General features: G+C 74.2%; 16 protein-coding genes and 1 pseudogene. 11 read left to right on the forward strand and 6 right to left on the reverse strand.

Annotated features, from left to right (window positions below; genetic code table 11):
• The first annotated feature begins 226 nt into the window (after positions 1-226).
• The 4 genes from RM844_RS18585 to RM844_RS18600 all read left to right on the forward strand — a co-directional run bounded on the left by RM844_RS18585 (position 227) and on the right by RM844_RS18600 (position 3991).
• On the forward strand, positions 227-406 hold the full coding sequence (locus RM844_RS18585; RefSeq protein WP_311668378.1) for a hypothetical protein: 180 nt from the start codon (positions 227-229) through the stop codon (positions 404-406).
• Positions 407-790: 384 nt separating this feature from the next.
• Positions 791-1606, forward strand: a complete 816-nt coding sequence (locus tag RM844_RS18590; protein ID WP_311668379.1) for a VOC family protein — start codon at positions 791-793, stop codon at positions 1604-1606.
• Entirely contained in the window at positions 1603-2562 is a 960-nt protein-coding gene (locus tag RM844_RS18595) for an aldo/keto reductase (RefSeq protein WP_311668380.1), read from the forward strand. The genes RM844_RS18590 and RM844_RS18595 overlap by 4 nt, the downstream gene beginning before the upstream one ends.
• A gap of 31 nt (positions 2563-2593) precedes the next feature.
• Positions 2594-3991, forward strand: a complete 1398-nt coding sequence (locus tag RM844_RS18600; protein ID WP_311668381.1) for a GH1 family beta-glucosidase — start codon at positions 2594-2596, stop codon at positions 3989-3991.
• Between the two features lie 67 nt (positions 3992-4058).
• Here RM844_RS18600 and RM844_RS18605 read toward each other — a convergent pair whose 3' ends face one another.
• Positions 4059-4505 (reverse strand): GNAT family N-acetyltransferase, encoded by a 447-nt coding sequence (locus RM844_RS18605; RefSeq protein WP_311668382.1) that lies wholly within the window; start codon positions 4503-4505, stop codon positions 4059-4061.
• Positions 4506-4562: 57 nt separating this feature from the next.
• On the opposite strand from RM844_RS18605, the gene RM844_RS18610 reads away from it, so the two are divergent.
• A complete protein-coding gene (locus RM844_RS18610; RefSeq protein WP_311668383.1) occupies positions 4563-5063 on the forward strand; it encodes a GNAT family N-acetyltransferase in 501 nt (166 codons plus the stop codon).
• Positions 5064-5076: 13 nt separating this feature from the next.
• On the opposite strand, the gene RM844_RS18615 is transcribed toward RM844_RS18610, so the two are convergent.
• Positions 5077-6123 (reverse strand): ABC transporter permease, encoded by a 1047-nt coding sequence (locus RM844_RS18615; RefSeq protein WP_311668384.1) that lies wholly within the window; start codon positions 6121-6123, stop codon positions 5077-5079.
• Between the two features lie 103 nt (positions 6124-6226).
• Here RM844_RS18615 and RM844_RS18620 point away from each other — a divergent pair, with 103 nt between their 5' ends.
• Entirely contained in the window at positions 6227-6880 is a 654-nt protein-coding gene (locus tag RM844_RS18620) for a TetR/AcrR family transcriptional regulator (protein ID WP_311668385.1), read from the forward strand.
• 50 nt (positions 6881-6930) lie between these two features.
• Here RM844_RS18620 and RM844_RS18625 read toward each other — a convergent pair whose 3' ends face one another.
• Positions 6931-7749, reverse strand: a complete 819-nt coding sequence (locus RM844_RS18625) for a MerR family transcriptional regulator (RefSeq protein WP_311668386.1) — start codon at positions 7747-7749, stop codon at positions 6931-6933.
• Positions 7750-7862: 113 nt separating this feature from the next.
• Between RM844_RS18625 and RM844_RS18630 the strand changes: the two genes are divergently transcribed.
• From RM844_RS18630 to RM844_RS18640, 3 genes are read left to right on the forward strand one after another with little or no spacing between them, the layout of a single operon-like run.
• Positions 7863-9338 (forward strand): flavin-containing monooxygenase, encoded by a 1476-nt coding sequence (locus tag RM844_RS18630; RefSeq protein WP_311668387.1) that lies wholly within the window; start codon positions 7863-7865, stop codon positions 9336-9338.
• A complete protein-coding gene (locus RM844_RS18635) occupies positions 9331-10197 on the forward strand; it encodes an alpha/beta fold hydrolase (protein WP_311668388.1) in 867 nt (288 codons plus the stop codon). The genes RM844_RS18630 and RM844_RS18635 overlap by 8 nt, the downstream gene beginning before the upstream one ends.
• The gene (locus tag RM844_RS18640) at positions 10194-11066 is read left to right on the forward strand and encodes an SDR family oxidoreductase (protein WP_311668389.1); all 873 of its coding nucleotides are present in this window, start codon (positions 10194-10196) and stop codon (positions 11064-11066) included. Before RM844_RS18635 ends, RM844_RS18640 begins: the two co-directional genes overlap by 4 nt.
• A gap of 75 nt (positions 11067-11141) precedes the next feature.
• On the opposite strand, the gene RM844_RS18645 is transcribed toward RM844_RS18640, so the two are convergent.
• Together RM844_RS18645 and RM844_RS18650 are read right to left on the reverse strand one after the other, a co-directional pair.
• Positions 11142-11333: a hypothetical protein gene (locus RM844_RS18645; RefSeq protein WP_311668390.1), complete on the reverse strand. Its 192-nt coding sequence runs from the start codon at positions 11331-11333 to the stop codon at positions 11142-11144.
• A gap of 79 nt (positions 11334-11412) precedes the next feature.
• Complete coding sequence (locus RM844_RS18650) at positions 11413-15318, reverse strand: S41 family peptidase (protein WP_311668391.1); 3906 nt, start codon at positions 15316-15318, stop codon at positions 11413-11415.
• Between the two features lie 282 nt (positions 15319-15600).
• Between RM844_RS18650 and RM844_RS18655 the strand changes: the two genes are divergently transcribed.
• Complete coding sequence (locus RM844_RS18655) at positions 15601-17847, forward strand: MMPL family transporter (protein ID WP_311668392.1); 2247 nt, start codon at positions 15601-15603, stop codon at positions 17845-17847.
• Positions 17848-18146: 299 nt separating this feature from the next.
• Complete coding sequence (locus RM844_RS18660) at positions 18147-18950, forward strand: hypothetical protein (protein WP_311668393.1); 804 nt, start codon at positions 18147-18149, stop codon at positions 18948-18950.
• Between the two features lie 10 nt (positions 18951-18960).
• Here the strand turns inward: RM844_RS18660 and RM844_RS18665 are convergent.
• Positions 18961-19068: pseudogene (locus RM844_RS18665) on the reverse strand (ribose-phosphate pyrophosphokinase); the annotation flags it as partial.
• Positions 19069-19082 lie beyond the last annotated feature (14 nt).

The following is a 19082-nucleotide window of genomic DNA, read 5'->3' on the forward strand; positions in this document are numbered from 1 at the left end:
CGGCCCGCTCCGACTCGCCGTTGTGCGTGGTGAGTTGGGCGCCCCCCGGCGTGCGCGGGGCCGGCCGCGCGGGGCTGCCGGGCCGGCGTGCCGCACGCTACAGTCGGAGCCCGCGTCGGGTGTGGGGAAGCGTGTGGAGCCTGTGAGGGGGCGCCGGTGGAATGTCCTTCGTGTGGCTCGGATGAGGGTCGCCGACTCAACAACGGCAACTGGGTGTGCGAAGACTGTGGCTCGGTCACCGCAGGATGAGGCCGCGTGGCGGGACCTGGACCCGGCCACGCGGGAGAGACTGGACTTCCTGGACCCGGAGGACTTCACCGTGGGGCCGACCGCCGAGGGTGCCGCCCAGTGGGAACGGTTCACAGCCATCCTCGACAAGGCGGAGAACTACCGCCCGCCCCACTGAGACGGCCCCGAACCGCCTGTGTGCCGTAACGCCCGAGTGCCGTAACGCCTGAGCGCCGGAGCGTGTGAGCGCCGCAGCGCCTGGGCGCCGCAGCGCCTGGGCGCGCGGCGCGCCACCGCGCCCGAACCCGCCCGAACCCGCCCGAACCCGCCGCCGTCCCGTCCTGCCCGCCCGTTCGGCTGGACGAACGAGGGCCGGTGGACCGTCCGCTGGGCGGACCCGCCCTGGCGGTTCGGCCACGCCTCGAACAGAATGTCCTTTCTGCCGATCATCATCGCGTATCGGCGGACGCCTAGGCGGTCCGTCGCCGGGACGCCCCTCGACGTCGCGTGGTCCGGGTTCGACGCGGAGCCCGGGCGCGCCCCAGAAAGGAACCCCCCGAGCATGCCCCACACCTCAGGGGCCACCTCCGGAACCTCGCCCGGAATGGCCTACGTGGAGATCGGCGTCAGCGACGCCGAACGTTCCCTCGACTTCTACCGGGGGGTGCTCGGCCTGCGCCCGGTCGACGCGGCCCCCGAACCGCCCGCCGCCGACACGCACTGGCTCTCCGCCGGCGCCGCCCTGGTGAAGCTGGTGGTCAGGGCGGACGAGCCGGCCGCCGGCGGCCCGCTGGGCGGCTGGCTCGGGGACGATCTCCAGCGCGGCCTGCGGCACTTCGGGCTGAAGGTCGGCGACGTGCACCGGCAGGCCGAGCGGCTGCGCTCGGCCGGTGTTCGCTTCACCCTGGAGCCGGTGGCCGCCGTCGGCGACGTCAACCTGGCCTTCTTCACCGACCCGGACGGGACGCTCCTGGAGATCATCGACGGCCATCTGACCTACCACGAGGTGGCCACCCCGGAGTTGGCCGCCCGGGAGCGGCGGTCCGCCGAGGCCCGGCCGGCGACGGCCGGCCCGGCCTTCGACCATGTGGCGATCACCGCGGCCGAGTTGGACACGACGTTGGCCTACTACCGTGACCAGTTGGGCTACCCGGTGATCGGGCGGCTGGTCCATGACCAGGATCCGAGGGGTTTCGTGATCGACTACCTCCAGGCGGGCGACGCGGTGTTGGAGGTGTTCTCCTTCACGGAGGCCACCCGGCCGGCGCCCGACCCGGCGCTGGACCGGCGTGGCCTGCGGGCCCTCGGCCTGGCCGCCGAGACCGGCCGTGACATCGACCCGGACGGGGTCCCGCTGCGTCAGGTGGCGGTCCGATGAGCGCCCCGGGGGACGTGTTCCCGCTGCGTCAGCTGGGCCGTACCAGCCTGCGGGTGCCGGAGATCTGCTTCGGCGGCAGCGGGTTGGCGAGCATGCCCGAGGTGTTCGGCTACGACGTGCCCGAGGAGCGGGCGGTGGCCACGGTGCGCGCCGTACTGGCCGGCCCGGTCGGTTTCCTGGACACCTCGGCCGGCTACGGGGACGGCCGCAGCGAGCGGATCATCGGCACCGCGCTGGCCGAGGTGGGCGGGCCGCCGCCGGGGTTCGTGCTGGCCACCAAGGTCGACCCGGACCCGGCGACCGGCGACTTCTCCGGTGCCGCGGTGCGCCGTTCACTGGAGAGCAGCCTGACGCGGCTCGGCGTCGACCGGGTGCCGCTGCTGTACCTGCACGACCCGGAGCGCATCTCCTTCGAGCAGGGGATGGCGTCCGACGGGCCGGTCGCGGAGCTGCTCCGCATCCAGGAGGAGGGCCTGGCCCGGCACATCGGGGTGGCCGGCGGGCCGGTCGACCTGCTGCGGCGCTACCTCGGCACCGGCGCGTTCGAGGTGGTGCTCACCCACAATCGCTGGACGCTGCTGGACCGTTCGGCCGAGCGGCTGATCGACGCGGCGTGGGCCGCCGGGGTCGCGGTGGTCAACGCGGCGCCGTTCGGTGGCGGGCTGCTGGCCAGGGGGCCGGGGCGGCAGGACCGGTACGCGTACTCCGTGGCCGACCGTGCCGTGCTGGACCGGGCGCGGGAGATCGCGGAGCTGTGCGCCGCGCACGAGGTGCCGCTGCCGGCCGCCGCCATCCAGTTCTCCACCCGTGACCCGAGGATCGCCGCCACCGTGATCGGCGTCACCCGCCCCGAGCGGGTGGCCGAGACCCTGGAGCTGAGCCGCTGGCCCATACCGGAGGAACTGTGGCCCACGCTCCACCAGTTGGCGGCCCCCGCCGACCACTGGCAAAACTGAACGAACTAGAACGACCAGGAACAGTCATCTCATGACCTCTGCCAAGCAGTCCGCCACCGCCCCCCGGGACCTCTCCCAGGTGCGCTTCCCCGAGGGCTTCGTCTGGGGCTCCGCGACCGCCAGCTACCAGGTGGAGGGGGCCGCGCACGAAGGCGGGCGCGGACCGTCCATCTGGGACACGTTCTCCCACACCCCGGGCCGGACCGTCGGCGGCGACACCGGCGACGTCGCCGACGACCACTACCACCGGTACCCCGAGGACATCTCGCTGATGGCCGACCTCGGGATCTCGCACTACCGCTTCTCCCTCGCCTGGCCCCGCATCCAGCCCGAGGGACGCGGCCAGCTCAACACCGAGGGCGTCGACTTCTACAGCCGGCTGGTCGACGGGCTGCTGGAGCGCGGCATCCAGCCCTGGGTCACCCTCTACCACTGGGACCTGCCGCAGCCGCTGGAGGACGCGGGCGGCTGGCCGGCCCGGGACACCGCCGAGCGCTTCGCCGAGTACGCGGTGGCGATCCACGAGCGGCTCGGCGACCGGATCAAGGACTGGACCACCCTCAACGAGCCCTGGTGCTCGGCGTTCCTCGGCTACGCCAACGGCCACCACGCGCCCGGCCGCACCGAGGGGCCGGCCGCCGTGCGGGCCGCCCACCACCTGCTGCTGGGGCACGGTCTCGCGGTCCGCGCGCTCCGGGAGCGGGGCGCGGAGCAGCTGGGGCTGACCGTCAACCTCTACCCGGTGGACTCGGTCACCGACAGCGACGCCGACCGGGACGCGGCCCGCCGCATCGACGGGCTGATGAACCGGATCTTCCTGGACCCGGTGCTGCGCGGTTCCTACCCGGAGGACGTGGTCGCCGACCTCGCCCCGGTGCTGGACTTCGGCCATGTCCGGGACGGCGACCTGGCGGTCGTCAACACCCCGCTGGACTTCCTCGGCGTCAACTACTACACCCGGCACGTGGTGCGCGCCGGCACCGCCAGCGGCGCCCCCTCCACCTGGGTGGGCTCCGAGGACGTGGAGTTCGTCAAGCGCGGGCTGCCGGTGACGGCGATGGGCTGGGAGATCGACCCGGACGGGCTCTACGAGACGCTCACCCGGGTGTGGCGGGAGTACGACGCGCCGCCGCTGTACGTCACGGAGAACGGCGCGGCCTTCGACGACGTGGTGGACGCGGACGGCCGGGTGCGGGACGAGGGGCGCCGCGCCTACCTGGAGGGCCACTTCGCCGCCGCCCACCGCGCCCTCAGCGAGGGGGTCGACCTGCGCGGCTACTTCGTGTGGAGCCTGCTGGACAACTTCGAGTGGGCCTACGGCTACAGCAAGCGGTTCGGCCTGGTGCACGTGGACTACGAGACCCAGGTCAGGACCCTGAAGGACTCCGGCCGCTGGTACGCGGAGATCACCCGCGCCAACGGGCTCTGACCGGACGGCGCCGCCGCCCCGCCGCCCGGGCCCCCGGCCCCGGCGGCGCGGGCCGGCGCCGGGGCCCTCAGCGCAGCCCGATCAGGCCCGCCTCGGTGGGCCGGAAGCCCAACGAGGCGTCGTAGAAGGCGCCGAGGCCGGGCTCGTAGTCGACGTGCAGCCACGCGCAGCCGGCGGCCCTGGCGCCCGCCACCGCGTGCCGCACCAGCTCCCGGCCGACGCCACGGCCGCGCTCCGCCCGCGCCACCACCGTGTCCAGCAGGAACGCGTGGCCGGCGCCGTCCCAGGCGACGTTGACCAGCCCGACCAGCGGGCCCGACGGGCGCCTGGCACAGACCCAGCCGAGGCTGTGCCGGTTGAACCGGCCCCACCAGTCACGCTGGGCCTCGACGGCGTGGCCGAAGCCCTCCGCGTGCAGTTCCTCGGCCTCCGCGTTGTGAAACCGGCCACGCCACTGGTAGCTGGGCGGACCGCTCGACGCGGCGGGCGACGGGATGTCCTTGGCTGGGGGCATGGCCGGATCGTAGGCAACCGAAACCGCACTGTCGTGCCATTTCGTACGATGACCAGCATGGAGTTGGTCGTGACCCGTTTTGATCATCCCGATGCCCGAAAGCTCAATGACGCGGTGCAGGCGGAGTACGCGGAGCGCTACGGGGACGTCGGCGATGTGACCCCGCTGGCGCCGGCGATGTTCGACCCGCCGCGTGGCCTCTACCTGCTGGTCTACGACCCGCTGGGGCGCCCCGTCGGCACCGGCGGCTGGCGCGGCCGGGACACCGGCGACGCCGAGGGCTACCGCGACGGGGACGCCGAGATCAAGCGCATGTACGTGGTCGCCGAGGCCAGGGGGCTCGGCCTGGCCCGCCGGGTGCTGGCCAGGCTGGAGGACGACGCCCGGCGGGCCGGCCGGCTCCGGATGGTGCTGGAGACCGGCACCGAACAGCCGGAGGCGATGAACCTCTACGCCAGCAGCGGCTACCGGATGCTGCCCCGTGAGGAGCACTTCGGCGTCTACCGTGACTCCCCGAAGAGCCGCTGCTTCAGCAAGTCGCTGCTGCCGGACGCCTGACCCGCCCGTCGGCTCAGCCGGCTGGCGCCGGCGCGGCCGCCGGCACCGCGGCGCCCGCCGGCCGGGCCGCCGACGCCGCGCCGGCCCGCCGCCCGCCCACCAGCACGGCGGCCGCCCCCAGGGCCAGCCAGCCGAACAGCACCAGCAGCGGGAAGCCGGCGGCGTGCCCGTCGAAGAAGGCGACCGAGCGGAGCAGGCTGGCGCCCGCCCCGGCCGGCAGCAGCTGACCCAGGTCGCCCACCGGCACCGGTAGCAGCTCGGGCGCCGAGGCCGCGCCCGACCAGGGGTTGCCCAACAGCATCAGCAGCAGCGCGCCCACCCCGATGCCGGCCCGGCCGAGCAGCGCGGCCAGCCCGGCGACGGTCGCCCCACCGGCCGCCACCAGCAGCCCGAGCACGCCCGCCACCTGCCACCAGTCGCCGGCCAGCGCGCCCAGCCAGTCGCGGGCGATCAGGGTGGCCACGCTCCCGGCCAGCACCGCCGCGCCGAGCAGCGCGGCCAGGGCCCGCCCGCCGCGCAGTCCGCTCACGGTGAGCAGCGCCCCGGTGGCGATCCCGGCCATCACCAGCGGCAACAGGCTGGCGCCGAACGCGGCTCCGCGCGGGTCGCCCGCCGGCGCCGGCACCACGTCGGTGACGGTCACCTGGACCCCGTCGGGGGCCTGCGCCTGGGCCGCGCCCACCAGCAGCTGGGACACGGCGGCGCCGCCCGCCGAGGCGGTCAGCACCTCGGGCTGGCCGGTGTCGGTCAGCACGAAGGCGCCGTAGACCTCGCGCTCCTCGATCGCCCGCCGGGCGGCGGCCTCGTCCTGGTACTCCCGCACCTCGAAGGCGTCACCCTGGCCGGCCAGCCGCTCGCCGGCCAGGGCGGTGGCCTCCGCCGACGAGCCGACCAGCCCCACCGGTAGCTGGTGCGGCTCGCTGCGGGCGCTGGGCCAGGCGAAGGCCCACAGCACGAAGCCGATCAGCAGGGGGACACCGATGATCACGAGGAGCAGGGGCCGGGCGCCGGACGGGCCGTCCGGCCGGGGGGTGGGGGAGAGCCGCGCTGGTGTGCTCACACCGAGCCTCCGTAAAGAGAATGATTGTTCGTTCTTTTCCGTAACGGTGCGCACGGCTCGGCGCGGTTGTCAAGAAGGAACGTTCGTTTTAGGCTGGGTCGCCATGGCGCGCGTATCCCAGGAACACCTCGCGGCCCGTCGGCGGCAGATCCTCGACGGGGCGGCGCGCTGTTTCGCGCGCGACGGCTTCCACGGCACCTCGATGCAGGACGTGCTGCGGGAGACCGGCCTCTCGGCGGGCGCGGTCTACCGGTACTTCCCCAGCAAGGACGCGATCATCGCGGCGCTGGCCGGCGATGTGCTGGCCACCGTGCGGGAGTGCTTCCGGCGCTCCGCCGAGTCCGACGACCCGCCACCGCCCGACGCGTTGCTGGCCGAGGCGCTGGGCCGGGTCGCGAAGCGGCTGGTGGTGCCGGCGCCGATGCTGCTCCAGGTCTGGTCCGAGACGCTGCGCAACCCGGAGCTGCGCGTCACCTTCCAGGAGAACTTCGCCGCCCTGCTCGGCCTCTGGTCCCGGATCGTGGCCACCTACCAGCGGCAGGGCCGGATGCGCCCGGACGTGGCGCCGGAGGCGGTCGCGCGGGCGCTGGCCGCCAGCGCGCAGGGCTTCCTGCTGCAGCGCGCGCTCTTCGGCCCGGTGGACGAGGCGGTGCTGGGCGAGGGGCTGCGCGGGTTGATGTCCATGACCGGCCCGGCCGACGCGGGGTCCTCGCCCCCTCGGGGCGCGCCCGCCGCCGGAACCCCGGAGCGCCCGTAGCCGCTCGCCCGGATCGGCCCGGGCCCGCCGGGTCGGCCGCGGTCCGGTCGTCAGGCCGGCGGGGGCGGTGGGGGGTCGAGTTCGGCGCGCAGGCGGCGGTCGAGGGCCAGCGAGACCTCCGCGTAGACCGCCTTCTTGGCCAGCGGGCGGAGCCGCTCCAGGGCCTCGGTGAGCCGCGCGATGTCCGTCTCGGAGGCGGGCGCGCCGCGCTCCGCGCGGCCCTCGCCCAGCACCTCGGGCAGCACTTGGCGGCGCAGCACCTCGGTGAAGACCTCGGCCAGCGCGTCGGCGTGCGCGCGCAGCTCGCGCCCCGCCGCCAGCAGGATGGCCAGCGGGATGCCCTCCCTGACCAGCGCCGAGGACGCCTCCAACAGGTCGCGGCTGACGTGCACGACGGCCTCGCCGTCCGGGCGCAGGTAGCCGATCTCCATCGCCAGGGCGACGTTCTCCGGGTCCGTCTCGCCGGCGTAGTGGTCTGCCAACTCGCGGGCGCTCAGCCGGACCTGCTCCTCCTCGGCCCAGGGCTGCGGCTCGTGCACGCCCAACAGCCGGGCGGTGCCGGAGTCCCGGCCGGAGGCGAGTGCGGTGAGGATCTCGGCGATGCCGCCCAGGGTGTGGCCGCGGGCCAGCAACGCGGCGATGGTGCGCAGCCGTTCCAGGTGCTGTTCGTTGAACCAGGCCACCCGGCCGGCGCGACGCGGCGGCGGGAGCAGTCGGCGCTCGCGGTAGAAGCGGAGCGTACGGGGGGTGATGCCGGCCGCCTGGGCCAACTCCTCGGCCCGGTACTCCCGGGTGTCCGGGCCCGGGGCGGTCCCCGCCGGCTGTTCCCCGGGCTCTCGCTGCCCCCGCGCTGCCCTCGTCGCCTCCACGGCAGGCAGTTTAGGCAGTGCGCACCCCCTACCGGCCGGTACGGTTCTGCTCTACCCTCCGATCGTGCCAGCGATTACTGGCACCTTTGGCTGCGGAGGACGGAGGCTCACGGATGGAGTCGGTGCGCGTCGCGGTGATCGGGTCCGGGTTCGGCGGGTTGGGTGCGGCGGTGCGGCTGCGGCAGGCGGGTGTCACCGACTTCGTGGTGCTGGAGAGAGCCGACGCGGTCGGCGGCACCTGGCGGGACAACACCTACCCGGGCTGCGCCTGCGACGTCCCCTCCCACCTCTACTCCTTCTCCTTCGCCCCCAACCCCCGCTGGCCCCGCAGCTTCTCCGGGCAGGCCGACATCCGCGCCTACCTGGAGCAGGTCGCCGACCGCTTCGCGCTCCGCCCGCACCTGCGGCTCAACAGCGAGGTCACCAGCGCCCGTTGGGACAACGACGAGCTGTGCTGGTGGATCGAGACCAACGCCGGCGGCTACCGGGCCGAGGTGCTGGTCTCGGCGACCGGCCCGCTCTCCGACCCCAGCCTCCCGGACCTGCCGGGACTCGACTCGTTCCCGGGCCGGGTCTTCCACTCGGCTCGCTGGGACCACGACTACCAGCTGCGCGGCAAACGCGTCGCCGTGGTGGGCACCGGCGCCTCCGCGATCCAGTTCGTGCCGGCGATCGAGCGCCAGGTCAACGAGCTGACCGTCTTCCAGCGCACCCCACCCTGGCTGCTGCCCCGGCTGGACCGCAGAACCAGCGCGGCCGAGCGCTGGCTGCACGAACGGCTGCCGGTCACCGGCCAGCTGCGCCGGCAACTGCTCTGGGGGATCAGGGAGTTGCAGGTCGACGCGTTCGCCAGGCACCCGGCCAGGATGCGGCTGGTCGAGCAGCTGGCCAGGCTCCACCTGCGGCGCTCGGTGCCCGACGCGGCGCTCCGCCGCCGGCTCACCCCGGACTACCGGATCGGCTGCAAGCGCATCCTGCTCTCCAACGACTGGTACCCCGCGCTGACCAAGCCGCACGTCCGACTGATCGACGCCGGCCTCAGCGAGGTGCGCGGCGACACCCTGATCGCCGGCGACGGCCGCCGGGTCGTCGCCGACGCGCTGGTCCTCGGTACCGGCTTCCAGGTGCGGGACCTGCCGATCGCCCACCGGATCAAGGGCGTCCACGGCGCCACCCTCGCCGAGGAGTGGCGCGCCGGGATGGCCGGGCTGCGCGGCACCACGGCCGCCGGCTTCCCCAACTTCCTCACCGTGATCGGCCCCAACACCGGCCTCGGCAACAGCTCGATGATCCTCATGATCGAGGCCCAACTCACCTACCTGACCGACTACCTGGCCCGGCTGGACGACCTGGCCCGGGACCGGCGGGGCCGCGCCGCGCTGGTCCCGCGGCGGGCCGCGGTCAGCGACTGGAACGACCGCCTGCAACGCCGCCTCGCCCGCTCGGTGTGGAACACCGGCGGCTGCGACAGCTGGTACCTGGACGCGGCCGGCCGCAACACCACCGTCTGGCCCGGCACCACCGGGGAGTTCCGCCGGGTCACCCAGAACGTCGAACTCGCCGAATACGAGGTGCTGCGCCATGGCTGACCCCGTCCGACGGCCGACCGTCACCTCCACCGGGGGCGCGCGGCCACACACCGAGATCCACGGCCCGGCCGACGGGCCCACCGTGCTGCTGGTACACGGCTGGACCTGCAACCGCACCTTCTGGTATCCCGTGCTGCGCCAACTCGTCGCCAGCGGCCACCGGGTCGTCGTCTATGACCAGCGCGGCCACGGCAACTCGCCCGCCACGCCCGGCAGCTGCTCGGTCGAGGCGCTCGCCGACGACCTGTGCGCCGTCCTCGCCGCCACCCTGGCGGACGACCAACGGGCCGTGCTCTGCGGCCACTCGATGGGCGCCATGACCGTGGTGGCCGCCGCGGAGCGCCCCGAGCTGCGCGAGCGGGCCGCGGCGGCGCTGCTGTGCAGCACCGGCACCGACCGGCTCGCCGGCGAGTCAACCGTGCTGCCCGGCCGTCCCGGCCGCTGGCGCACCCGCGGTCACCGGGCCTTCCTGCGCACCCGGCTGCCCTACGGCCCACCCACCCCGCTCTCCCGCCGGATCATCCACCACATCACGCTCGGACCCGCCGCCACCCCCGGCCAGCGGGAGGCCGTCGCCCGGATGGTGCTCGCCTGCCCCCGGCGGCCCCGCGCCGAGTGGGGCGCGGTGCTCGCCGGCCTCGACGTGGCCGAGCTGGTGCCGCTGCTCGACCTGCCGGTCGCCGTGCTCCAGGGCACCGCCGACCGGCTCACCCCGGCCGTGCACGCGCACCGGATCCACGGCCGGCTCAGCCGACCGGCCGGCCTCACCGAACTGCCCGGCATCGGCCACATGACCCCGATCGAGGCCACCGCGGCCGTGGCCGAGACGCTCACCAAGCTGACGAGGGAGCACCTGTGAACGCCTTCGGCCGCGGCCCCCGCTCGGTCGCCGGGCAGGTGGTGGTCGTCACCGGCGCGGCCCGCGGGATCGGCGCCGAACTGGCCGACCTGCTCGCCGGCCGCGGCGCCCGGCTCGCCCTGGTCGGCCTGGAACCGGCCGAACTCGCCCGGGTGGCGGGCGCGTTGCCGGGCGAGGCGGCGCACTGGACGGCCGACGTCACCGACCAGGCGACGATGCGCCGGGTCGCCGGCGAGATCGTCGACCACTTCGGTCGGGTGGACGTGGTGGTCGCCAACGCCGGGGTGGCGACCGGCGGCCCGTTCGCCACCAGCGACGACGCGGTCTGGCGCCGGGTCATCGAGGTCAACCTCGTCGGCTCGGCCGTCACCTGCCGCGCCTTCCTGCCCGCGCTGCGCGCGAGCGCCGGCTACTACCTCCAGATCGCCTCGTTCGCGGCCATCACCCCGGCCCCGCTGATGAGCGCCTACTGTGCCTCGAAGTCCGGCGTCGAGGCGTTCGCGCACAGCGTGCGCGCCGAGGTCGCCCAGGACGGCGTCCGGGTCGGCGTCGGCTACCTCAGCTGGACCGACACCGACATGGTGCGCGGCGCCGACGAGGACGCGCAGCTGCGCCGGATGCGCCGCGGCCTGCCGTGGCCGGCCAACCGCACCTACCCGCTGGCGCCCGCCGTCGCCCGGCTGGCCAGCGGCATCGAGCGCCGCGCCACCCACGTCTACGCCCAGCGCTGGCTGCGCGGCACGATGCCGCTGCGCGGCGCGTTGCCCGCGGTGGTCGGCGGCCGGCTCGCCCAGCGGCGGCTGCGCGCGCTGGGCCCGGCCGGCGGCCACCGGGGCCTGGTCGGCCCCGGCGGCCGGGCGGCGAGCTGACGCCCGGCACGCCCCTGGGGCCGGCCGCGCGGCCGGCCCCAGGGGCACCCCTCGGCGGCCTACCGGCCGCCGGGGTCAGTGATCCTGGCCGCGCTGCTTGGCGCGGTCCGCCGCCTTCTGGGCGGCATCCTTGCCCTTCTCCATCGCACCGCCCCCTTCCTTCTTCTCGTTCTGGCGGTCCTTGGACTCGTCCTTGTTCCCCATCGCGTCCTTGGCGCGCTCCTGGAACTCGTGCGCCTTGTCCTTGAACTGGTCCGAGATGCCCATGTGCTGCCACTCCTCGGTATGGAAGACGGATTGGCACGTATCAGGAGCGAACGGGTGAAACCGTCGCCCTCCTCCAGCGTCACACGGGCCCGTCGTCCTCGCACGCCCGCGGCGGGGCCGCCGTCCGCGGCGGCAACGGCGGGCGGCGCCGGTCCGGAATCCGCCGGTAGCCGGGCGGCCGGGCCGCCGGATGGCGTTCCAGCAGGTCGAGCGCCACCCGCACCGCCGTGTCCAGCACCACCGAGCGGCCCTCGGCCCAGTCGAGCGGGGTGCGCAGCGCCTCGATGTCCGGCGCCACCCCGTGGTTCTCCACGTCCCAGCCGTAGGCGTCGAACCAGGCGGCGTTCATCGGCACCGTGATCTCCGTGCCGTCGCCCAGCCGGTGCTCGCCGGTGATCCCGACCACGCCGCCCCACGTCCTGGAACCGACCACCGGGCCGATCCCCAACAGCCGGAACGCCGCCGTGATCATGTCCCCGTCCGAGGCGGTGGCCTCGTCCGCCACCGCCACCACCGGGCCACGCGGCGCGTTCGAGGTGTAGGAGACCGGCTGGGCGTTCCGCGTCAGGTCCCAGCCCAGGATGGTCCGGCTCAGCTTCTCCACCACCAGCTCGCTGATGTGCCCGCCCGCGTTGCCCCGGACGTCCACGATCAGCGCCTCCCGGTCGAACTCCCGGCGCAGGTCCCGGTTGAACTGCGCCCAGCCCGAGCCGCCCATGTCCGGGATGTGCACATAGCCGCAACGGCCGTCGCTCAACTCCCGCACCAGCTCCCGGCGGCGGGCCACCCAGTCCTGGTACCGCAGCTGCCGGTCGTCGATCAGCGGCACCACCGCCACCCGCCGCTGCCGACCCGACTCGTCCGCGAAGGTCAGCTCCACGCTGGTGCCGCCCGTCCCGGCCAGCAGCGGCCAGGGACCGAACGCCGGATCCACCGGCCGCCCCCCGACATGGGTGAGCACGGCGCCCTCCCGCACCCCCGTGCCGGCCAGCGGCGAACGCGCCCGGGAGTCCGAGGAGTCACCCGGCAGCACCCGGGACAGCCGCCACCCGGAACCGTCCTGCGCCCGGCAGAAGTCCGCGCCCAACAGCCCGTGCGGCCGCTGGTACTGCCACGGACCCTCATTGAACCTGCCGGCACTGACATAGGCGTGCGAGGTGCCCAGCTCGCCGACCGTCTCGGTCAGCAGATCGGCGAACTCCTCCGGGCTGGCCACCCGTTCCACCAGCGGCCGGTACTGGTCGAGCACCGCCGGCCAGTCGATCCCGCACATCCCCGGGTCCCAGAAGTAGTCCCTGACCAGCCGCCCCGCCTCGTCGAACGACTGCCGCCACTCGGCCGCCGGGTCCGCCACATGAACGATTCGCCGCAGGTCGATCCGGACCGCGGCGTCACCGTCCGTGGCGTCCGTCGCCGACACCACCGACAGCTCCTGGTCCTCGCTGACCACCAGCCGGCTGCCGTCCCCGCTGGGCGCGAACCAGTCGACACCGTCGGCCAGTTCGGTCCGCTTCGCCTTGGCCAGGTCGAAGTGCTCCAACGTCGGCTTGCCCGAGGTGTTGTCCGGGTTGAGGAAGGTCTCCCCGAGCGCCCCCGAGATCGGCCACCGCAGCCACACCAGCCCGCCGCCGCTCACCGGGTACAGCGAGGAGTACTTGGACGCCGCCACCGGGAACGGCGTCACCCGGCTCCCCAGCCCCTCCGCCTCCACGGTCACCCGGCCCTCGGCCCCCGAGTCCGCGCCCTCCCCGCCACCACCCGCCTCGTCCGGATCTAGCCCACCGGCCGCCGGCCGGCCCTCCGGCGTGATCGCGAACGGCGACCTGGTCGCGGACGACAACGGCACCAGATACGGCCGGCACCCCAACGGGAACGACAGCCCGCCGGTGTGCACGTCGTACACCGGGTCGAAGCCGCGCCAGGAGAGAAAGGCGAGGAACCGCCCGTCCGAGGTGAAGACCGGCTCCTCGTCCTCGAACCTGCCGTCGGTGACCTCCAGCACGGTCGGCGCGTCCGCCTCGCCCAGCTCGGCGATCCTGATCTGGCTCAACGACCGGCCGATGCCGGGGTGGGCCCAGGCCAGCCACCGCGAGTCGGGCGAGAACGCGAGGTCCCGCACCGGGCCGTTCACCGAACGGGCCACCTCGGTGACCCGCGGCAGCAGGGTCTCCTCGGCCGCGTCGGCCGGGTCCTCGGCGTCCCCGGCTTCGCCGGGGGCGGTCGACTCCAGCCCTTCGTGGTCCGACTCCGGCCCTTCGTGGTCCGGCGCGGGCCCGGTGGCCGGCGGGTCGCCGTCCCCGGCGGCCACGGCCGCCGCCTTGGCGGCGGCGGCCTCGTCCCGCCGCACCTCCGCGTGTACCCGCCCCCCTCCGGCCTGACCGGCCGCCGGCTGTCCGGCGTCGGCGGGCGATGCGGCCGCGTCAGCGGTTGCTGCTCCGGCCTCGCCGGCCTCGTCGGCCTTGGGCGCGCCAGCCGCGCCGCTGTCGGGCTCCCGGGTCTCGCTGGCGGGCGGCTGTCCGGCCGCACCGACCGTGCCGGGGGCTGACTGTCCGGCTACGTCGGCCTCGGCTTCGTCGGGCGATGTGGTCGCGCCCTCCGTGGCGGCAGCCGCACCGGCGGCCTCGCCGGCCGTGCCGGCGTCCGGGCCCGCGGCCTCGCCGGCTCCCGGGCTGCCGCCGGGACCGGCCGCGTCGCTCGTCTCCGGGCCAGCCGCCGGCTCTCCGGCTTCGGCGCCGCCCGCTTCCGTCGCCTCTACTCCCGGCTCGTTCTCTCCCGGTTCCTCCGGGAGGCGGACCAGGAGGAGGCGGCCGTCGTGGGTGGCCAGGGCGAGGGCCGTGCCGTCGGGGGCGGCGAGCATCTCGCGGACCCGGCCCAGCGGGCCGGTGGCGAGCCGCAGCGGCTCGCGGCCGCCACTCACCCTGGGCAGGTGCACGATCTCCAGGGTGTCCTCGCCGGCCGCGTCCGTGACGTAGGCGATCCGGCCGGAGTCGCCGAGCATCTCGGGCAGCCGGACCCGCACTCCGGGCGCCTCCGACAGGGCGCGGGCCGGGCCGTCCCGGTGGGTCAGCCAGTACAGGCCGCCGCGGACGCAGACCGCGCTGGCCCGCCCGGTGGTGTCGACGGTGAGGGCGTCCACGTTCGCCGCGGTCTGCACCTGGTAGGGGCGGCGCCCGGTGCGGGGGCCGCCGAGTCGCACCGGGAGGCGGCGGGGCACCGTGCCGGGGCCCAGGTCGTCGAGCAACCACAGCTCGCCGGCGCACTGGTAGACCACCCGCTGGCCGTCGGTGGCGGCGTTCCTGGCGTAGAACGCGTCGTGGTCGGTGTGCCGCCAGAGCTGGCTGCCGTCGGGGCGGCAGCTGTAGAGGTTGCCCACCCCCTCGTGGTCGGAGAGGAACGCGATCCGGTCGCCGACGAACATCGGGCTGTTCAGTTGCCCGCCAAGATCGGCCAGCAGTCGTTCGCCGTGCAGCCAGAGCCGGCCCGTGCCACCGCCTCGGTACCGCTTCCAGTCGGCCGGGTCGTGGGAGGCGGAGCCGGTCAGCAGCAGGGTGCGGCGGTCGGCGCCCCGGCCGCGCACCGCGATGTCGGAGACCGGGCCCCAGGGCAGCTGGTCGCCGGGGCCACCGGCCGGCGGCACGGCGTAGGCGCGGGCGAAGTGCGAGAAGGGCTGCTGGTGGGAGCCGACGGCCAGGATCCTGCTCGTCCCGTCCGCTTCCGGCGGCGTCCACCCGCGCACCCTGGTGTCGTAGGAGGCCCAGTGGGTCAGCTGCCGGACCGGGCCGCCGTCCACCGGGGCGAGGTGGATCTCGGGGTCCAGGGTGCGCCAGCTGGTGAAGGCGATGCGCTGTCCGTCCGGCGAGAACCTGGGGGGACCCAGCCGGGTACGATCGACAGTGAGTCGCCAGGCCCGGCCCTTCGCCGTGTGGCCTGGCCCTGCGGCGGGCAACGGTGCCAGCCACAGATCGTCTTCGGCGACAAAGCACAACAGGTCACCGTGGAGATGCGGAAATCTCAGATACCCGTCAGGCAGTGGAGCGGTGTGCTCCGGCCGCGGGTTCGGCGGTGCGTCAGATGAGTTCGATTCGTCGCTCACGCTTCCATGCTTCGCGTCACGGAAAGCAGCGGCAAGTCACAAAGCGACACGAAAAGTGATTCGCATCACAAGCCTGTCGGTCGGCTCATCTCCAAGGGGCCGTGTCGCGTCTCGTGACATGAGCTGACTCATCTGCTATTCGACCCACGACACCCGGACAGGAGAACCTGCCCCGTGGCTACGTTCTTGTACAAACTCGGCCGCCTGAGTTTCAGGCGACGCTGGTGGGTGGCGCTGCTGTGGCTGGCGCTGCTCGTTGGCATCACCGGGGCCGCTGCCACCGCGGGCGCGGCCCCCGAGGACGACTTCGCCCTGCCAGGCACGGAGGCCCAGGAGGCCTTCGACGTCATGGAGCGCGAGTTCCCCCAGGCGAACGCGGAGAACCTGGAATCCCAGGTCGTCGTCCAGGCGCCCGGCGAGGAGAGCCTGGAAGACCCGGCGTACCGGGCGGCCATCGACGAGATGGTGGCCGACCTGTCGCAGGGTGACCTGGTCGCCTCCGTCGTCGACCCGTTCGAGGGTGGTGCCGTCAACGAGAGCGGCAACACCGGCTACCTGACCGTCTCCTACGACGCCACCTGGGGCGACATCACGCCCGAGATGCGCGAGCAGCTGACGGACGCGATGGAGGTCGGGCGCGACGCCGGGCTGACCGTCGAGGCCAACGGCGAGGTCGCCATGGGCGAGATGGAGATGGCCGGTGGCGAGATCATCGGCATCGTCGTCGCCGCGATAGTCCTGGTCATCACCTTCGGCTCGCTGGTCGCCGCCGGCCTGCCGCTGCTGACCGCGCTGGTCGGCGTGGGTGTCGCCATGATGGGCATCGCGGCGCTGAGCAGCACGCTCGGCCTCTCCGAGACCACCGGCATCCTGGCCATGATGATCGGCCTGGCGGTCGGCATCGACTACGCGCTCTTCATCGCCTCCCGGTACCGCGCCGAGCTGGTCGAGGGGCACGACCGCGAGGAGGCGGCCGGGCGCGCCGTGGGCACCGCCGGTTCCGCCGTGGTCTTCGCCGGTCTGACGGTGATCATCGCGCTGGGCGGTCTGGCCGTGGTCAACGTCCCGGTGCTCACCAAGATGGGCTTCGCCGCCGCGGCGGCCGTCGCCGTCGCCGTCATCCTGGCCCTGACCCTGGTGCCGGCCGCGCTGGGCATCGTCGGCAAGCGGATCTTCGGCCGCAAGCTGCGCGCGCAGAACCCGGAGACCGGTGTCCCGACGTCGCTCAACAAGCCGGGCAAGGACAACGGCGGCACCCGCTGGGCGCGCGCCGTGCTGCGCCGCCCCGCCCTGGTGCTGGCCGCCTCGGTGGTCGGTCTCGGGGTGCTGGCGCTGCCGGTGGCGAGCATGGAGCAGGGCCTGCCGGACAACGGCACCCAGCCCGAGGACTCCACGCTGCGCAAGTCCTACGACATGCTGAGCGAGGGCTTCGGTCCGGGCTTCAACGGCCCGCTGATGATGGTGATCGACGCCACCGGCAGCGGCGGCAACGCCGAGCAGGTGGCCGAGCAGGTCGCCGAGCGCCTCAACGGCATGGAGGAGGTGCTCGCCACCGCGCCGCCGAACCTCAACCCCGAGGGCACGGTCGCCACGGTCCTGGCGTTCCCGACCACCGGTCCCTCCGACCACGACACCACCGTCCTGGTCGAGCACCTGCGGGACGACGTGGCGCCGCAGCTGGAGGCGGACAGCGGGGCCAACGTGCTGGTCTCCGGCACCACGGCGGCCAACATCGACTTCTCCAAGGTCATGTCGGACGCGCTGGTGCCCTACCTGATCCTGGTGGTCGGCCTGGCGTTCGTCCTGCTGGTGCTGGTCTTCCGGTCCCTCGTGGTGCCGCTGAAGGCGGCCCTCGGCTTCCTGCTCTCCGTGCTCGCCGCGCTGGGCGCCGTGGTCGCGGTCTTCCAGTGGGGCTGGGCGGCCGACCTGATCGGCGTCGAGGAGACCGGGCCGATCATGAGCATGATGCCGATCTTCATGGTCGGCGTGATCTTCGGTCTCGCGATGGACTACGAGGTCTTCCTCGTGACCCGGATGCGGGAGGCCTATGTGCACGGCGAGGACGCGCGGCAGTCCGTGATCACCGGCTTCAACCTGAACGCCCGGGTGGTCACCGCCGCGGCGGCCATCATGATCAGCGTCTTCGCCGGCTTCGCCGTGACGGGTGGCGAGGCGATGATCAAGATGATGGGCTTCGGCCTGGCCGCGGCCGTGTTGCTGGACGCCTTCGTGGTCCGGATGACGATCGTGCCGGCGCTGCTCGGCCTGATCGGGGACCGCGCCTGGTGGCTGCCGAAGTGGCTGGACCGCATCCTGCCCAACGTGGACGTGGAGGGTGAGTCGCTGGAGCGCTACCTGGAGTCCAGTGGCAAGGGCCGGCAGAGCCTCAGCAAGGAGCGGGAGCCCGCAGGGGTCAGCTGATCGGAGCGGCCGGGACGGCCGCTCCGAGCCCGGCTCACGAGCCGCGGCCGGGTGTCGCACGGGGCCCGGCGTGGGGAGATGGTTCCCCACGCCGGGCCCCGTGGTCGTGCCCGCCCGCCGCCCGCCCCGCTGATGCGCCGCCGGCCGTCGCCCGTCGCCCGTCGCCCGTCGCCCGCCGGCCGTCGGCGGGCCGGCGCGGATGGCTGGATCCGCCGGGGATCCTTTGCCGGCGGGGCGCGGTCCACTAGGATGCGACGCCTTGCCCCGAAGTGGCCATATCGACAAATCGGGAGACGGCGGTGCGACCGAACCCAACCCCAGGACGAGGTCCGTTCGCGGTGCTGGCCACGCTCGGGCTGGCGGCGCTCCCACTCGCCCTGCTGACCGCGCCCGGCGCGGTGGCCCAGCCCGGCCCGGCGGACTGCGTCCCCGAGGTGGCCGCGGACACCCCGGAGGGCGCCGAGCGGCTGCTGTCCGTGCTCCACGAGGCCAGGACCGAGGGGCGGGACGCCGCCGAGACCGACCGGCGGCTGGCCGCGGCCGGCTGCCTGACCCGGGTCGGCGGGCCGGCGCCGGACACCGCCCTGCCGCCGGCCGCGGGCCTGGCGCTCGCGCCACCCCAGGTCTACGCCATCGGTGAGGTCGCCGGCCGGGACCGCTGGGTCGCCTTCACCGAGTGGCGCTGGAACGAGATCCCCGCCCACCCGATGACCGGCAACCAGGCCGTGGCCACCTGGTTCGACACCAAGGTCAGCCCCGTGCTCCAGGTCGTCCACCACGCCGGCGCCACCGACGCCTTCCCCAACACCAGCCGGGAGGACGCCGCCGACGTGAACGGGCACGGCGTCGGCTTCCTCATCCGTCCGGAGCGGAACGCCACCGACACCAACATCGCCACCGGCAGCCTGGCCCTGGTCTTCGAGGCCGGCACCACCACCTGCACCGATCTCACCGCGCACAGCGCCTTCGCGCACACCTGGGGCAACACCGGCATCAACGACCTGACCGTGGGCCCCGGCGGCGTCAGCTACGACTGGACCGACCAGATCGACCGCGCCCTGAACGTCAGCGGCCCGACCACCGTCGCCGGCGTCTGCCCCTGATCCGGCGCATCGCCTCCCTGGACACCCGGGTGGGCAGCAGCGGCACCCCCAGCTGGGCGCAGACCTCCCGGGCCAGCCCGGGATGGGCGCTGCCGCTGAAGACCGCTATCTCTCGCATGACTTCCTCCCCGT

This window comes from Streptomyces chisholmiae (assembly GCF_031845445.1).
GTDB lineage: Bacteria > Actinomycetota > Actinomycetes > Streptomycetales > Streptomycetaceae > Streptomyces > Streptomyces chisholmiae.

Excerpts from the sequence above, each read along its gene's own strand:
- RM844_RS18600 (WP_311668381.1), top strand. The coding sequence starts at position 2,594 with ATGACCTCTGCCAAGCAGTCCGCCACCGCCCCCCGGGACCTCTCCCAG.
- RM844_RS18630 (WP_311668387.1), top strand. The coding sequence starts at position 7,863 with ATGGAGTCGGTGCGCGTCGCGGTGATCGGGTCCGGGTTCGGCGGGTTG.
- RM844_RS18590 (WP_311668379.1), top strand. The coding sequence starts at position 791 with ATGCCCCACACCTCAGGGGCCACCTCCGGAACCTCGCCCGGAATGGCC.
- RM844_RS18620 (WP_311668385.1), top strand. The coding sequence starts at position 6,227 with ATGGCGCGCGTATCCCAGGAACACCTCGCGGCCCGTCGGCGGCAGATC.
- RM844_RS18605 (WP_311668382.1), bottom strand. The coding sequence starts at position 4,505 with ATGCCCCCAGCCAAGGACATCCCGTCGCCCGCCGCGTCGAGCGGTCCG.
- RM844_RS18595 (WP_311668380.1), top strand. The coding sequence starts at position 1,603 with ATGAGCGCCCCGGGGGACGTGTTCCCGCTGCGTCAGCTGGGCCGTACC.
- RM844_RS18635 (WP_311668388.1), top strand. The coding sequence starts at position 9,331 with ATGGCTGACCCCGTCCGACGGCCGACCGTCACCTCCACCGGGGGCGCG.
- RM844_RS18610 (WP_311668383.1), top strand. The coding sequence starts at position 4,563 with ATGGAGTTGGTCGTGACCCGTTTTGATCATCCCGATGCCCGAAAGCTC.
- RM844_RS18645 (WP_311668390.1), bottom strand. The coding sequence starts at position 11,333 with ATGGGCATCTCGGACCAGTTCAAGGACAAGGCGCACGAGTTCCAGGAG.